A 13,134-nucleotide genomic window follows, 5' to 3' on the forward strand; every position below is an offset into this window, starting at 1 on the left:
CACCCCGTGCCTCAAGGATGGCTCTGACCAGGACGGTTGACATGGTCGTCGGCGGCGGAGGCCTTCTTGATCGCCTCGCGGATCCGGGAGTACGTGCCGCAGCGGCAGACGTTCTCGATACGGTCGATGTCGTCGTCGGTGGGCCGGGGCGTCCTCTTGAGCAGGGCCACGGCGGCCATGATCTGGCCGGGCTGACAGAAGCCGCACTGTGCGACGTCGCAGTCGAGCCAAGCCTGTTGTACGGGGTGCAGGGTGTCGCCGTCGGCCAGGCCCTCAATGGTGGTGACCCCGCGGTCCGCGCAGTCGGCGACCGGGACGACGCAGGGCTGGATCTCCGCCCCGTCCAGGTGGCTGGTGCAGGCACGGCAAACGCCCACGCCACAGCCGTACTTGGGCCCGGTGACGTGCAGCAGGTCGCGCAGTACCCACAGGAGCGGCATGTCGGCGGGGGCCTCGACGGTGACCGGCTTTCCGTTGAGGACGAAGGAATAGGAGGGCATCAGCACCTTCTCGGACAGCGATCAGAAGTTGATCGGGAAGCGGCGGGGCTTGGTACGGGTCGCACGGGCGTAGGCGTTCGCCACGGCACCGGCCGCCGCCGGCACGCCGAGTTCGCCGGCCCCGCCGGGCTCGCGCCGTGACGGCATGATGTGCGCCTCGAAGCGCAACGGGGAGTGCTGCTGGCGGGCGTAGTGGAAGTCGGCGAAGCTGCCCTCGCGCACCGCACCCCGGTCGATGTGCAGTCCGGCCCGCAGCACGGTGGAGATGCCGTCGACGGCGGTGCCCATGAGCTGGGCCTCCAGTCCGCGCGGGTTGACGGCCGTTCCGACGTCGGCCGCCATCACCACCTTGGTCACCCTGGGGTTCTTCGGGTCGGTGGCGTCGATCTCGACCAGGCAGGCCACGCAGGAGCCGTATTCCTCGTGGACGGCCACACCCTGCGCCTGGCCGGACGGCAGGGGCCGACCCCAGTTTCCGGCGGCCGCGACCTTGTCGAGTACGGCTTTGACGGCCTTGTTCCTGAGCGTGCCGCGCCGGAAGGCCACCGGGTCCTTGCCCAGCGTGGCGGCGATCTCGTCGACGACGATCTCCTCCGCGGTGCGCATGGTCCCGGAGTCCACCGACCGCCAGGCTCCGAGCGGCATCGCCAGCTCGACCGAGCCCGAACTCCCCGAAACGTGCCCGAAGTTGTAGAGACCGCTGTCGCTGGGCAGCGGGCCCGCGGCCACCGTGGTCACACCGCCCTGAACGGCCACACCGCCTTGAACGGCCACGTCGCCCTGAGCGGCCAGTCCCTGCCGCTCGTACGACTCGCTCACCGAGGCCATCGCATGGCTGAAGGCCACCACCCTGCCGTGCGCATGGCCGGCCCGGATCCGGTGGTGGGAGGCCGCGCGCATCCGGCCGTGCCGGATGTCGTCCCCGCGGCTCCACATCAGCTTCACCGGTCGCCGTGCCGCCTTCGAGATCAGGGCGGCCTCGATCGCGGCGTCGTAGTTCAGCCGCCGTCCGAACGAGCCGCCGCCGCGCACGACATGGACCCGGACCTTCGACTTCGGCAGTCCGATCGCCGAGGCGATGCTTTCCCGCGCGTCCATCGGTGTCTGGGAGGAGAACCAGATCTCGGCACGGTCGGCACGTACGTCCGCCACCGCGGTCAGCACTTCCATCGGGGCATGGCTGACGAAGGCGAACTCGAACTCGCCCTCGACCTGCGCCGATCCGCGCGGCGGCGCGCCGGCCAAGGGAACGGCGGCCCGTAGCCGGGACCGGATGGCGGCGTCGGACAACGGCGCCAGCGGCCCCGGCCTCCAGGTGATCCGCAGGGCGTCGCGGGCTTTGAATGCGTGGTGGAAGGACTCCGCGACCACGGCTACACCGCCGGCGACCTTGACCACCGCGTGGACGCCGGGCATCGCGCGGGCCGCACGGTCGTCGACCGAGACGAGGCGCCCACCGAGCGTCGGCGGCCGGGCCACCACGGTCGGCTTGGCCCCTGCGACCTCCAGGTCCCCGGCGTACTTCGCCCTGCCCGTGACGATGTCCCGCGCGTCGATCCGGCCCGTCGGCCGTCCGATCACCTTGTGCTGGGACGCGGGCTTGGGCTTGCTCGACACGTCGGGGCGGTGGATCCGGGCGGCGGCCGCCGTCAGCGATCCGAAGGTGGCCGTACGGCCGTCCGGGGCGACCACCATCGTGTCCCGCGTACGCAGGCTCCGGGCGGGCAGGTGCCAGCGCCGGGCGGCCGCGGTCACCAGCCGGGCCCTGGCGGTGGCGGCGAGCGCGCGGGCGGGGCCGTACAGGGAACTGACGGAACTGGAGCCGCCGGTGTACTGGTTCCCCTTGGTGCGGGCCTCGGCGAGCGGGATGTCGACGTCGGCGAGCCGGGCGTCCAGTTCCTCGGCGATCATCATGGCGACCGCGGTAGTGATGCCCTGTCCGACCTCGACGCGCGGCAGTCGTACGACCACCTTGTTGGCCGCGGTGACCTCCAGGACCAGCATCTCCTCGTCCGCGCCGGTCACCAGGACGCGGGACGGCCCACGCACCTCCGCCGCGGTGGGCTCGACGTCCTCCACCGACGACGTGTCACAGCCGATGGGCGCCGCGACGGTCAGTGTGGACGCCGCGAGCGAGTAGACCATGAACTTCCGGCGGGACAGCTGACGGGCCAACAGGCGCTCCTCTCCGAGTACCCGGGTGGGTTCCCCTGGTATGAGGGGGCAGCGCTCTTCGAGGTTGCGTGGGGCGGTCGTCGCGATTACCCGGGCCGGTCGGGCCGGTTGCCGCCCCTGTCGTCGAGCGCCGTGGCCGTCTCGTGCAGCAGGTCCAGTACGGCCCGCAGGTCGGGGTGCTTGCCGGTGCCCGCGCGGCTGACCGCGAAGACGGTTCGGGACACGGGACGGACCAGGGGGTGGAGGCTGAGGGGCGCGGTGTGGTCCGGCAGGGCCATGCGGGGCACCAGGACGGCACCGGCGTCTGCGGCGGCCAGAGCCGTCAGCACGGAGAAATCGCTGCTGGAGGCCCGAATGTCCGGGACGAAGCCGGCCGCGCCGCAGGCCCGCTGGATCATCTCGTAGCAGGAGGTCTCTGGGCCGGGGGTCAGCCACGGCAGATGCGCCAGACGGGACAGGTCCGCGGGCTGCCCTGCGGCGAGGCCTTCCAGACCGGCCCGGTCGGGGTGCAGGGCGAGGAGGACTGGTTCTTCCATCAGGACCGTCTGCTCCCACGCCGCGGGGACACTGCGTGGCAGCACGGTGTAGCTGTGCACCAGGGCGAGGTCGGTCGAGCGTTTGTGGAGTTCGTCGAGGGCATCGTCGGGCTCCTGGACGGAGAGCCGCAGCGAGAGGTCCCGGGCGGCACCGGTGCCGTTGCCGGGGGCGAGATCGGGGCCGGCTAGACGTTCGAACAAGGGCGGGACGAGGGTGCGCGCGGCGGAGGCGAAGGCGCTGATCCGTACCGTGCCGCGACGGCCTCCCTTCATCGCGGCCAGGCCCGACTCGGCTGCCGCGAGCTCGGCCAGGATGACCTCGGTGTGGGCCACCAGCAGTTCCCCGGCCGCGGTCAGGCGCAGCGTGCGCCCGTGTTTCTCGACGACGGGCGTGCCGGCCTCCTTCTGCAGGGCGGCGAGGTGCTGGGAGACGGCCGGTGCGGTCAGGTGCAGCGCATCCGCCGTGGCCGCGACGGTTCCGTAGACGGCCAGGTGCTGGAGGATGCGCAGGCGGCGTACGTCAAGCACAAGCGGCTCCTTGCGGCTCGGACCCGGCCACGGCGGGGGCGTTGGCGGGGTTGTGGTTCTGCTTGTGCCGGCTGATCAGGATCACTCCCGCGACACTGATCGCTCCACCGGCCAGTGCGCTGGGGCGGGGCACCTCCCCCAGCCAGATGAAGGAGGCGATCAGCGCCACCGGCGGCACCAGGTACAGGGCCGCGGTGGAGACGGCGAGCGGCAGCCGGGCAACCGCGTAGGCCCAGATGACGAAGCCGAGGGCGGAGGGCAGGAGGCCCAGGTAGGCGGCGGAGGCGAGTGCGCCGGGCGGGGCGTGGAGGGTCGCGTGCCAGGTGGCGGGGGTCAGGGGCAGCGCGAAGAGCGTACCCGCGACCATCGCGTAGGTGGCGACCTCCAGACCGGTGTAGTGGCGCAGCAGGGGCTTGCTCGCGAAGTGGTAGACCCCTTGGACCACGGCGGCCGCCAGGATGACGAGGGCCGAGACGGAGAACCCGCCGGTGCCCTCGGCCAGGCTGACGACGGCCGCGCCCGCGAGCGCGACGACGCTGCCGACGACGATGTTGTGGGTGAGCCTCTCGCCGAGGAACAGACTTCCCAGCAGCACACTGAAGACGGGGGCGATCGCGATGAGCAGGCTCGCGGTCCCGGCCTCCACGTGCACTTCGCCCCAGTTGAGCAGGACCTGGTACGCGGTCATGCCCGTGGCCCCGCACAGGGTGATCAGCGTCAGGCCGCCGCGTCGCGGCAGCCGTACCTTCGCGAAGGGTGCCACGGCCAGCAGCGCGACGGCGGCGACCAGGAGCCGCAGGAACGACAGCGCCGCCACTCCCAGGCCGTCGATGCCGACCCGGATGGCGGGAAAGGCCGACGCCCACAGCACGACGGTGCCGACCAGGGCGAGGAAGCGGGGAGAGGCGATGCGTGCGGACATGGCTCCACCATCGCTGACCAGAACGAGAAGTTCCAGTTAGCTTTTGTTTCAGAAAGCTTCAGTCCTACTTACGTGATGGCTTTCATCGACTACGGAGGCGCTCCGCCCGCCGGTGACGAGTTTCAGCAGCTCAGAAGGGCCAGGAGCTGTTTGGTGTGGCCGGGCAGCTCCACTTCCGCGAGGCCGGTGATGAGGTCTCTCAGAGGCATCGGCTGATCGGCCAGGACGGTGGCCTTGGACAGGAGACGGGTCGGCACCGGTGTGTCGAGTTCGGCGTCGCTCAGCATCGGTCCGCCGAGTGCGCAGAGGGCGTCCCCTTGGAGACGGATGCGGTCTCGAAGCCCTGTGCTGCCGCCGGCGAGCGCGATGAGGCGCTCGATGGTCCAGGTGTCGAGCGCCACGCGGTTGTCGTACGTCGTGTTTGATCCCGCGGCGACGCAGGAGACCGCGGCGATGGTGGCGGCGTTGACGAGGGCGACGTGCGCCAGGATCTGCTCGGCGTTCCATTCGCCGTTCGGCGGGACGGGGCTCGTGTCGCTGGAGTCAGCCACGGCGACAGCAGCGTCCAGCAGCGCGCGGTAGGCGTTCCGCAGCGGGGTGGTGTCCATCATGTCGACTTCTTTCTGCGGTCGTGCGCGGGTTTCTGCGGACGTGTTTCTGCGGTCGTGATCGGGTTTCTGCGGACGTGCGCGAGTGCGAGCACGGGAAGGGCTGTGGCGAATGCCGTCTCAGGCGTGCCCGGGAGACATCTCCCATGGCGCCTGCGGGAGGACATCGCCGGTCTCGAGCAGCGACTTGAGGTTCGCCAACACGGCCGGCCATCCGCGCGAGATGCCATTGAGCATCTCCTGGTTGGGGAGGTTCTCGTGGGTCACGGTGAGGCGGACGATGTCCTCGTGTGGTTCGACGAAAAAGGTGACAACCGAAGGTTCCCTCGGCGTTTCGGCGTCGGGGGCGTCCTCGAAGGTGATGACCAAGCGCGTCGGAGGCTCGGCCTTGATCACTTGACCGACGACATCGACGGCGCCTGAGCCGTCGACGCGTCGATGCTCCCAGGCCGAACCCGGTTGCCAGTCCGAGACGTTGGCGTGTCCCCAGTAGCGCGCCGTCAGGTCCGCGTCCGTCAGGGCTTGCCACACCTGCTCCGCGCTTGCGTGGATGTAGGTGACATAGACGTAGGTCGGCACGGACGTGGGTCCGTCGGTCATGGCGTACTCCTCTGCCTGGTTCTTGATGGCACTGATCGCCTGCAGACGGGGCTTGTCGAACCCCGAAATCCAGCGCTCCTCCATCTCGTGGATCGGTGTCGGGTTGAGGTAGTGAAGCCGCTCCCGTCCCCGTCGCACGACGGTCACGAGGTTGGCCTGCCCCAGGATGTCGAGATGCTGTGTCGCCGACTGGCGCGTCATGTCCAACCGCTCGCACAGCTCGCTCAGCGTCTGGCCGTTGTGCTCGCGCAGACGGTCGAGCAGGAGTCGCCGGGTGGGGTCGGCCAGCGCTTTGAAGACCAGGTCCATCGCTCTAGCTTCGAGGCTCACACTCCATTATGCAGGCACTTGCCTGCATAATGTCAATGGCGGACCCTCGTCGGCCTCCCTGCACGACTGACCGTGTGACGTGACCAGGTGCTCGGCGCGCCGTCAGGCGTCATCGCCAATATCATCAGTCGTACGACAACTACCGCGTAGTCGGTCCATGGGTGACCCGGAGCCGGTGCTCGGGTACCCGCCGGTGGCGGCCTATCAGGGGTCACAGCCGAACCGGGCGGCCGTCATGGGAGATCGCCATGAGCACCCAGCAGAGAGAGCAGGACGGCGCAACGGACGTCGTCAAGGAGCCGACCATGAGCATGAGGCTCGAGGTCGCCGTCATCCCGGTCACCGACGTCAGTCGCGCCCTGCACTTCTATCGCAGCCTGGGGTGGCGGCTCGATGCGGACTTCGAGGCCAGTCCGAGATTCCGGCTCGTGCAGTTCACGCCACCAGGGTCGGATTGCTCGATCCACTTCGGCCGCGGGATCACCCCCGCGGCGCCGGGCTCCGCCCACAACTACCTTGTGGTCACCGACTTGGAGCAGGCCTGTGCCGACCTGATCAGCAGAGGCGTCGAGGTGAGCGAGATCTACCACAACGTCTACGACGCGGGCGTGCAGGATCAGGCGGATGGCCCCGATCCAGAGGGCCGCAGCTACGCCTCATTCGCCTCGTTCAGCGATCCGGACGGCAATGGGTGGGTGCTGCAAGAGGTCCAGGTGCGACTACCGGGACGGTGACGAGTCCCGCCGAGGAGGCTTCGCCATGGATATCCCCACGCTGGCAGAACTCCTGCGTGAGACCGAGGAACACCACGGACCCTACGAGGCGAGCGCTCCGGAGCACCACTGGTCGGATTGGTACGCCGCGTACATCGTCGCCCGTGAGAACGGCCGGACTCCCGACGAGGCGGCCGACGACGCCGCGCTCCACATGGCGGCACTAGGGCGGTGAAGGCCGACCACGACGCCATCGTACGGTGAGACGTAGGGACAGATTCGCTCTCACTTGGAGTCGTCGATGGCCGTTCGCCGTGTCGTGCCCAATGTCCAGTCGGAAGTCGTGCGGGAGAGCCGGGAGTTCTACGGCCTGCTGGGCTTCGAAGAGGTCATGGACCACGGCTGGATCGTCACGCTGGCCTCGCCGTCCCACCCGGCGGCACAGGTCAGCTTGATGACCAGTGACAGGACAGCACCGGTCACGCCCGACATGAGCGTGGAGGTGGATGACGTGGACGCGGCCTATGAGGTCATGCGCGTGAGCGGCGCGGAGATCGTGCACCCCTTGCAGGACGAAGAGTGGGGGGTGCGCCGGTTCTTCGTTCGTGATCCCAACGGGCGGGTGGTCAACGTGCTGAGCCACCGATGAGCCTCACAGAATCAGTCGGCCCCCGTAATGGATGGGCACGTCTCGCTTGAGCCTTCGGTGTGCCAGGCGCCGCGGACCGTCACGGTCACGCTCGTCGGTGCGGTGTCGGCGTCCGGGGTCTCGACGAGGCGGGCGCCGACGGCTGTGCAGATCAGTTGGGCGCGCGCTGTCCCGGTCAGCGGCGCAGTCCCCCCTGGCAGTTCGATCGACAGCCGTCCGCCGTCCGTCCGGATCGTTGGGGCGGCCCGCATCGGCGGAAGCTCGGTGGTCATGCCCTGACGGCGTTCCTGGGCGTCCGGGCCCTGGAACAGCATCTCCACGGCCGTCTCGATGCCGCCCGGGCCGAAGACATGGCGGCGCACGGCAAGCAGGGTGCCCGCGCCGACGAAGTAGAGGACCTGGGCCGGCCGGATTCCGGTGGCGGGCTCTCCGGCCTCCACGACACCGGTCTCAGGGATGCCACAGGAGGAGAGCAGGAAGGCGGTCGCGAGCAGCAGCGCGGTCCGCGACGACCGGCGTCTGGGGCTCATGAACCATCCCGTTCCAGAGGCCGTTGCGGAGACGATGCCGCAGACCCTTCCGCAGGCTGTTCCAAAAGCTGGTTCCTGGGCCCTCGCGGGGGTCGTGTCAGGGGGATCTCGACCGTGAACACAGCGCCGCCCTCCGCGTGGTTCGCCGCCCGGACCGTACCGCCGTGCAGGTGGACGTTCTCGGCCGTGATCGAGAGTCCGAGTCCGCTGCCTTCCGTTCTGGTCCGGGCGCTGTCCGACTTGTAGAAGCGGTCGAAGACGTGCGGCAGGACGTCGGCGGGGATGCCCGGCCCGCTGTCCCGCACCTCGATGACCGCCCACCCCGTGTCGTCCACGTCCGGCGACTCTCGTGCGTACAGGAGCAGTTGTACGGGGCGTCCGCCGTGACGGAGCGCGTTGCCGACCAGGTTCGCGACGACCACGTCGAGGCGGCGTGGGTCGACCCGGCCCCGCAGTTCGCCGGGCTCGGGGAGCAGGGTGTCCACCGTGTCCGGCCAGGCGCGGGCGGCGAGGGTGCGGCGGAGGGACTCGGCGAGGTCTATGTCGTCCAGTTGCAGGGCCGCCGCGCCCGCGTCGAAGCGGGAGATCTCCATCAGGTCGTCCACCAGGCGAGCCAGCTTCACGGTTTCCTCGCTGATGAGCCGTACGGCCGTGGCGGTGTCCGGGGTCAGCCCGGCCGCGTCCTCGTCGAGGACGTCGGTGACCGCCGACATCGCGGCCAGCGGGGTGCGCAGCTCGTGCGACACGTCCGCGACGAAGCGGCGGGCGCGGGCCTCCATGCGGCGCAGTTCGGCCACGGACCCCTCCAACGCGGCCGCGGTCTCGTTGAAGGTGTGGGAAAGGTCGGCGAGTTCGTCGGAGCCGTTGATGGCGAGCCGGGTGTCCAAGTGGCCCTCGGCGATCCTGCGAGTGGCGCGGCGCAACTCCCGTACCGGACGCAGCACGCCCCGGGCGGCCAGCAGGGCGAGCAGGACGGCCAGGCCCAGGGCGGGCAGGACGGCGCGGCCGATGGCGGCGACCAGGGCGTCGACGTCGCCCTGTTCTCCGGTCTGCGGCACCGTCAGGAAGACCGCGACCCCGGAGGCCGGGTGTTCGCCGGGAGTCTCCAGGGTGACCGGCAGGCCGACGACGAGCGAGGAGCCGCCGTGCGTCGACACCCGCTGGAAGACGGCGGCCCGGCGGGAGCTCACGGCCGACCGCATGGCGGGCGTCAGCTCGGTGAACCTGTCCTGTGGTGTGGAAGTGGCGCGCAGTTCGCGATAGGTGGCCAGTACGCGCCAGTTCTGCGCCGGTTCCGCGCGGGCCACCTCAGCGGCGATCCACTCCAGGTCGCGCCGGGTCGGCGGGTAACTGACGCCTGCCGAAAGGGCGTTGACGTGATACCGCAGACGCTTGATCACGTTGTCCTGGCTCTGCTGGAGCACCCCGGTGCGAGCCTCCCGGAAGGTCAGGGCGCCTGTGGTCAGGGTGGCGACGGCGGCGACGAGCACGAACGCCACGAGCAGCCGGCCGCGCAGGCCGCGCAGCGGTGGTTTCACCGGGACTGGAACCGGTAGCCGAAGCCGCGCACGGTCTGGATGTAGCGCGGTCGCCCCGCCGGCTCGCCCATCTTGGTGCGCAGCCGCTTGACGCAGGCGTCCACCAGCCGCGAGTCGCCGTGATAGCTGTGTTCCCAGACCGCCTCCAGCAACTGCTGCCGGGAGAACACCTGGCCGGGCGAGGCCGAGAGGGTCAGCAGGAGCCGCAGTTCGGAAGGGGCGAGGGAGACCGGCGCACCCTGCCGGGTGACGGCCAACCCGGCCCGGTCGATGGCCAGTTCGCCGTTCTCGCCGTGGGCCTCGATCTTCGGTATGCCGCCGTCGGCGGGCGCTCCGCCGACCCGGCGCAGGACGGCACGTATACGGGCCTCCAGGACGCGTGCCTGCACCGGCTTCACGACGTAGTCGTCCGCCCCGGCTTCGAGGCCGACCACGATGTCCGTGTCGTCGCCCCGGGCGGTCGCCATGATGATCGGCACCTGGTCCTCGGTACGGATCCGGCGGCACACCTCGAGACCGCTCAGGCCGGGCAGCATGAGATCGAGCACGACGACGTCCGGTCGGAAGGATCGCAGCCGGGCCAGCCCGTCCTCGCCGGTCCCCACGGCGGTGACGTCGTGTCCCTGGCGGCGCAGCGCGAGCAGGACGCCCTCCCGTACGGCGCGGTCGTCTTCGATGAGCAGGACACGTGGCATGCACTCAGTATCCGTACGGATCAAGGGACTTGACGCGGAGACCACGTCCGGTCGGGGAACTGTTACGGGACGATCACATAGCTCCACCCACGATCGGGCGTTATGGTTTCGTTACCTTCCGATCCAGTTCCCATCACATCGTGTGCACAGCCTTGACGGCCATGACCACGACCGCTCACCGTGCGACGCCCCCGACCCCGCGATCCCATCGTCGTCGCAACGGCCCCGCGCATGCCGACGGGCGCGGCCGCATGGGGAAAGGGCCTCTGCTGGGGGGCCTCGCCGCACTCGCCGCCCTCGTCTGCGTCGCCACCCTCGCCATGAACCGGACGACACCCACGGTCTCCGGAAGCGACGACCGGCCCCATGTCGCCGCACGGCCCTCCCGGTCGGCGCCGGACGAGCCCTCGACGACACCGGACCGATCGGCCAAGCCGAGCAGTACGGCGGCCGGCGCCGAGCACAGGGAGGAACCGGCCGCCAGGACCAGCGGCACGGGCGAGCCGTCCTCGGGTTCCTCCGCACCGGCCTCCTCCCCGGACTCCATCCCGTCCTCGGGCCCCGGCACGTTCACCACCGCCGGCGGTGGGAGCGGGACCGTGGGGCGCGGCAGCCGGCTGCTGCGCTACGAGGTCGTCGTCGAGGACGGCCTCAAGCAGTCGGCCGCCGATGTCGCAAAGCAGGTGGAGGGCATACTCGCCGACCCGCGCGGCTGGACGGCCGACGGCGAGACCGCGTTCCGGCGTGTCACCGGCGGCACGCCCGACTTCGTCGTACGGCTCGCCACGCCGGTGACGGTGGACAAGATCTGCGGCCGGTACGGACTCGACACCGGCGGTGAGGTCAACTGCAGCGTGGGCAAGGACGTCGTGGTCAACCTCAGACGATGGCTGCTGGCGACTCCGGTGTACGCGCACGACGTGGCCGCCTACCGGGCGCTGATCATCAATCACGAGGTCGGCCACTTCCTCGGCCACAACCACGTGACCTGCCCCGGCGCGGGCAAACCGGCCCCCGTGATGATGCAGCAGATCAAGGGCATGCACGGCTGCGTCCCCAACGTCCGGCCGTACGACAGCGAGGGCCGACTCATCACGGGACCCGCCGTGCCCTGACGGGCCACCCTCGCCGTCGGCGGGGCCACCAGCCGGGCTTGGTGAAGAGGGCGAAGAGACTTCGCGTTCTGCGGCCGCATCCGCAGGCCCGCGGGAGATCCGTCCACAGCGGACGACAGCGGACGACACCAGGAAAGGAGTATCTGCTCCTCTCCACTGTCAACCTATAGCGCACCGGGGGGCTTGCGGCAAGGCCCCGGTCGTGCCGCAGAATCCTCGGCTGAGGGCCAGGACCTGCGGAAACAGGAGGAGCGAAGTGCGCGCGTTGTTGTCGACGACCGGGTCGCGCGGAGACGCGACGGAAGACCGCGCGGGGCGTGGCCAGTGACGGACGCCGACGTCATCATCGTGGGTGCCGGTCCGGCCGGCCTGATGCTGGCCGGTGAACTGCTCCTGGCCGGAGTGCGACCTCTGGTACTGGAACGGCAGCCGCTACCCCGAGAGACCCCGAAGGCCAACGGTCTCGGCGGGCAGATCCTGCAACTGCTGTGCTACCGAGGCCTGCTGGACCGGTTCGAAGCAGCGAGCACCGGCCCCGTCCACCCGGCTCCCCGATACCCGTTCGGCGGTGTGCACGTGGACTTCTCGCCCCTGGCAGATCCCCCGCTGCGGGGACTGACGCTCCCGCAACCGCGACTCGAGCGCCTGCTCGACGAACGCGCCCGCGAACTCGGCGCAGACATACGCCGGGGACAGGAGATGGTCGGGGTCGGCCAGGACGACACCATGGTGACCGCGAACGTGCGCGGCCCGGGCGGGCCGTACCGAGTGACCGCCCGATACCTGGTGGGCTGCGACGGCCCGCGCAGCCGGGTCCGAGAGCTGACCGGTATCCCATTCCCGGGCACCACCCATCCTGAGGTCAACCGGCTGGGCCAGCTCTCCCTGCCCGATTCGATGACCCGGCTCGACAACGGTGACCTCGACGTCCCCGGGCTTGGCAGGATCCGCGCGGGTTCCTTCACCCGGACAGACCGCGGCGTCTTCGGGTTCGGGTGGCTCACTCCCGAGGTTGCAATGGTCTCCACCACCGAAGACGAGTCCACCGAAGTCGACGACGACGCGCCGATGAACCTGAACGAGCTCCAGGACAGCATCCGCCGCGTGCTGGGCGCGAATCTCCCCTTGGGAGAGCTGTTTCGGCTGTCGCGCTACCAGTTTCAGGCTCGGCAGGCGCAGCGATACCGCGACGGGCGGATCCTGTTGGCCGGCGACGCGGCTCATCTGTTCCCCTCCACGGGCGTGGGCCTCAACGCCGGCATGCTCGACACCGTCAACCTCGCCTGGAAGCTCGCCGCCGACATCCACGGCTGGGCACCGGCCGACCTGCTGGACACGTATCACCACGAACGCCACTTCGCCGGCGCACGTACGCTGCTCCAGACCCAAGCTCAGGTGGCACTGCGGCGCGGACACGACCCAGCCGCCGAGGCGCTTCGGGAGGTCTTCCTCGAACTGCTCGTCGACGAGCAGCCCTTGCGCCGCATGGGAGCCCTTATCGCCGGCACCGACATCCGCTACCCGCCGCCCAACGCCAACGACCATGCCTTGACCGGCACCTTCGTACCCGACCTCACCCTGCACAGCGACCAGGGCACAACCAGCGTCGCGGAACTCATGCACACCGCACGGCCCGTGCTCCTCGACCTCGCCGACCGCTCGGAGCTCCGCGAGACCGCCCGAGACTGGCGGTCT

Annotated in this window: 14 protein-coding genes; 5 read left to right on the plus strand and 9 right to left on the minus strand. The window is 70.1% G+C overall.

Annotated elements, in window-relative coordinates:
• Positions 1–11 precede the first annotated feature (11 nt).
• The 6 genes from ACFVWD_RS23585 to ACFVWD_RS23610 all read right to left on the minus strand — a co-directional run bounded on the left by ACFVWD_RS23585 (position 12) and on the right by ACFVWD_RS23610 (position 6,178).
• The gene (locus ACFVWD_RS23585; RefSeq protein ID WP_389598688.1) at positions 12–500 is read right to left on the minus strand and encodes a (2Fe-2S)-binding protein; all 489 of its coding nucleotides are present in this window, start codon (positions 498–500) and stop codon (positions 12–14) included.
• A 21-nt stretch (positions 501–521) separates the two neighbouring features.
• Entirely contained in the window at positions 522–2,645 is a 2,124-nt protein-coding gene (locus ACFVWD_RS23590) for a molybdopterin cofactor-binding domain-containing protein (RefSeq protein WP_389598725.1), read from the minus strand.
• Between the two features lie 116 nt (positions 2,646–2,761).
• Positions 2,762–3,739 (minus strand): LysR family transcriptional regulator, encoded by a 978-nt coding sequence (locus ACFVWD_RS23595; protein ID WP_389598690.1) that lies wholly within the window; start codon positions 3,737–3,739, stop codon positions 2,762–2,764.
• Complete coding sequence (locus ACFVWD_RS23600; RefSeq protein ID WP_389598692.1) at positions 3,732–4,661, minus strand: DMT family transporter; 930 nt, start codon at positions 4,659–4,661, stop codon at positions 3,732–3,734. The genes ACFVWD_RS23595 and ACFVWD_RS23600 overlap by 8 nt, the downstream gene beginning before the upstream one ends.
• A 122-nt stretch (positions 4,662–4,783) precedes the next feature.
• Positions 4,784–5,272: a hypothetical protein gene (locus ACFVWD_RS23605; RefSeq protein ID WP_389598693.1), complete on the minus strand. Its 489-nt coding sequence runs from the start codon at positions 5,270–5,272 to the stop codon at positions 4,784–4,786.
• 117 nt (positions 5,273–5,389) lie between these two features.
• Positions 5,390–6,178, minus strand: a complete 789-nt coding sequence (locus tag ACFVWD_RS23610) for an ArsR/SmtB family transcription factor (RefSeq protein WP_389598694.1) — start codon at positions 6,176–6,178, stop codon at positions 5,390–5,392.
• 269 nt (positions 6,179–6,447) lie between these two features.
• Between ACFVWD_RS23610 and ACFVWD_RS23615 the strand changes: the two genes are divergently transcribed.
• The 3 genes from ACFVWD_RS23615 (at position 6,448) to ACFVWD_RS23625 (ending at position 7,561) form a co-directional block, all read left to right on the plus strand.
• On the plus strand, positions 6,448–6,933 hold the full coding sequence (locus tag ACFVWD_RS23615; protein ID WP_389598695.1) for a VOC family protein: 486 nt from the start codon (positions 6,448–6,450) through the stop codon (positions 6,931–6,933).
• A gap of 25 nt (positions 6,934–6,958) precedes the next feature.
• Complete coding sequence (locus ACFVWD_RS23620) at positions 6,959–7,147, plus strand: bleomycin resistance protein (RefSeq protein WP_385372643.1); 189 nt, start codon at positions 6,959–6,961, stop codon at positions 7,145–7,147.
• Positions 7,148–7,213: 66 nt separating this feature from the next.
• A complete protein-coding gene (locus tag ACFVWD_RS23625; protein WP_389598697.1) occupies positions 7,214–7,561 on the plus strand; it encodes a VOC family protein in 348 nt (115 codons plus the stop codon).
• 11 nt (positions 7,562–7,572) lie between these two features.
• Here the strand turns inward: ACFVWD_RS23625 and ACFVWD_RS23630 are convergent, their stop codons facing one another.
• Genes ACFVWD_RS23630 through ACFVWD_RS23640 form a run of 3 tightly spaced genes read right to left on the minus strand, consistent with a single transcriptional unit; the run spans position 7,573 to position 10,324 of the window.
• A complete protein-coding gene (locus ACFVWD_RS23630) occupies positions 7,573–8,091 on the minus strand; it encodes a hypothetical protein (protein WP_389598699.1) in 519 nt (172 codons plus the stop codon).
• The gene (locus tag ACFVWD_RS23635; protein ID WP_389598700.1) at positions 8,088–9,629 is read right to left on the minus strand and encodes a sensor histidine kinase; all 1,542 of its coding nucleotides are present in this window, start codon (positions 9,627–9,629) and stop codon (positions 8,088–8,090) included. The genes ACFVWD_RS23630 and ACFVWD_RS23635 overlap by 4 nt, the downstream gene beginning before the upstream one ends.
• Positions 9,626–10,324, minus strand: coding sequence for a response regulator (locus ACFVWD_RS23640; protein WP_389598701.1), 699 nt, complete (start codon positions 10,322–10,324; stop codon positions 9,626–9,628). Before ACFVWD_RS23640 ends, ACFVWD_RS23635 begins: the two co-directional genes overlap by 4 nt.
• Before the next feature lie 251 nt (positions 10,325–10,575).
• On the opposite strand from ACFVWD_RS23640, the gene ACFVWD_RS23645 reads away from it, so the two are divergent.
• A complete protein-coding gene (locus tag ACFVWD_RS23645) occupies positions 10,576–11,439 on the plus strand; it encodes a DUF3152 domain-containing protein (RefSeq protein ID WP_389598703.1) in 864 nt (287 codons plus the stop codon).
• A 324-nt stretch (positions 11,440–11,763) separates the two neighbouring features.
• The coding region (locus tag ACFVWD_RS23650; RefSeq protein ID WP_389598705.1) for an FAD-dependent monooxygenase at positions 11,764–13,134 on the plus strand (1,371 nt) is incomplete at its 3' end.

The organism is Streptomyces sp. NPDC058086 (genome assembly GCF_042885015.1).
Classification (GTDB): domain Bacteria; phylum Actinomycetota; class Actinomycetes; order Streptomycetales; family Streptomycetaceae; genus Streptomyces.